Annotated in this window: 1 protein-coding gene; it reads right to left on the bottom strand. The window is 72.1% G+C overall.

The genetic code is table 11. The annotated features are described in order from the left end of the window. Positions 1–53: 53 nt before the first annotated feature. Positions 54–1,407: hypothetical protein (locus tag HMPREF3086_RS01430; RefSeq protein ID WP_083324215.1), on the bottom strand; the 1,354-nt coding region annotated here is incomplete at its 5' end.

A 1,407-nucleotide genomic window follows, 5' to 3' on the forward strand; every position in this document is an offset into this window, starting at 1 on the left:
GCCGCCAGCCCGTCCCGGCCCGCCGACCCGTGCCGCCCCGCCGACCCGCGCACTCACAGGTACTCCCTGATCCGGGGCGCGATCCCCACGACGACGCCGAACGCGGCGAGCGTGGACAGCGCGATGATGAGGTCCGGGCCACTCGAGGAGGTGCGGCGGGCGTTGTCGATGCGGGTGCGCAGCGTGTCGCGGGCCTCCTCGATGGCGGCCTGCATGGACTCGTCGAACTCGTCGAACGCCGCCCCCGAGTCGCCGGCGTCCTGTCCGGACGAGATCTCGATGGCGCCCTGGTAGTCGCCCTGCTGGTACAGCGAGTCCGCGCGGTTCTGGGCGGCTATCCACTCGTCGAGCGCCTCGATCGCGTCCGTCACCGCGCCGTGCGAGTCGAGGCTGATGTCGCTGCCGCTGTCCTCCTCGTCGTCGAGATACACGGTCAAGGTGTCGCGGACGCCACCGAGGACGGCCGCGCGCTCGGCCGCCGACCCCTCGGGGTCGGTGCGCCGCACGAGGTTGAGCGTCTCCTGCGCGCGCACCTTCTGGGCGTTGATGCGCTGGCGGGTCAGTTCGTTCATCGGCGCCGCGCCCTCGGACAGGCCCTTGGCGTTGTCGTTGGCGGCGAGGAACCCGGCGATCATGGTGAGCAGGAACGTCGCCACCATGAGCAGGGACGCCACGCCGAGCGCGGGGTTGATGCGCCGTCCGGTGAGCCGCCACAGCCACTGCTGCAGCAGCACCAGCACCGCGATCGCCAGTCCGAGGAGGAAGAACGAGCCCCACGGCGGCGACGACCACTCGCGGTCCGACTGGCCCACGGACGTGGACTGCCGGTCGTACAGGTCGGCGGCCGCGGGCAGGATGGTGTCCTGCATCAGCGCGGACGCGGAGGCGAGGTACGCCGAGCCGACCGGGTTGGCGACGCGGTTGTTGGTGCGCGCGGTCTCGACGAGGCCGGTGTAGGTGGCCAGCTGCGCGTTGATGTGGGCGAGCTGGTCGATGGACTCGGTGTCGTTGCGGTCGAGGCCCTGGGCGGCGGCGATGATCGACGACGACGAGTCCGCGATCGCCTGGAGGTAGCGTTCGCGCAGTTCCGCGGGTTCTATCCCGCCGGTGATGAAGGCGGTGTTCGCGGCGGAGTCCGCGATCGTCAGGGAGCTGTAGAGCGTCTGCGAGGCGTTGGCGACGGGCTCGACCTCGGCGAGCAGGGTCTCGTGGTAGCTCTGCCGCTGGGTGATGGTGGAGGACGCCACGATGCCGCCCGCGAGCACCACCACGATCGCGACCAGCGCGAAGACCGACATCCGGCCGGGGGTGGTGAGCACGTCGCTCCAGAAGCGGGCGGCGCGGCGGCGCACGGGGTGGCGGGGCTGGACGGCGGTGCCGGACTCGCCGCTGCCGCCGCCGGCCCCG

This window comes from Dietzia sp. HMSC21D01 (genome assembly GCF_001815995.1).
Taxonomy (GTDB): Bacteria; Actinomycetota; Actinomycetes; order Mycobacteriales; family Mycobacteriaceae; genus Dietzia; species Dietzia cinnamea.